The sequence below is a fragment of the Phocaeicola sp. HCN-40430 genome (genome assembly GCF_037890285.1).
GTDB classification, from domain to species: domain Bacteria; phylum Bacteroidota; class Bacteroidia; order Bacteroidales; family Bacteroidaceae; genus Phocaeicola; species Phocaeicola acetigenes.
Genome location: NZ_JBBKBS010000079.1, coordinates 1 through 482 on the forward strand (window position 1 = coordinate 1; position 482 = coordinate 482).

Genomic DNA, 482 nt, shown 5'->3' on the forward strand with positions numbered 1-482 from the left:
CACGGCGGGCTGGTGTGCCGGTTCCGCGGTGTGTCTGCTGTCGAGCTGCGGGAACACGCGTGTCCACTTGAACTCTCTTGCGGGTTCGTCGAACCCGGAGATGAAGAAGATAATGATCTCCGTGGTCATCCCGATGATGAGGAACACGTCGTCGTAGGGGAAGTGTATGATCTTGAATGTGGCTCCGAGAATGACGAGGCAGGCTCCCCACGAGTATGCCATGTTGAGGAGTCTTTTTCCTGTTCTTGAGCTTAGAAAGGTGGTTAGTTTATTCATTGGTTTGTAAGTTTTTTAGTTTTTGAGTTTTTGAGTTTGTAAGTTTAGTTGACGAGGCTTCTTCAATTGACAATTGACAATTGATAATTGACAATTTCCTTTGTTTCCTTTACTTCTGTTTTCCGAATACTCTGGCAAAGAATCCTTTCTTCTTGGGGGGATCGTAATAGCTTTCTGCTTCGTACTTGCGCATGAGGTCTTCGTAA

General features: G+C 46.1%; 1 protein-coding gene. It reads right to left on the reverse strand.

From position 1 onward, the window contains the following. A partial coding sequence (gene porL, locus WKU26_RS12675; RefSeq protein ID WP_340322317.1) for a type IX secretion system motor protein PorL/GldL occupies positions 1 to 276 on the reverse strand: 276 nt, incomplete at its 3' end. Positions 277 to 482: the final 206 nt, after the last annotated feature.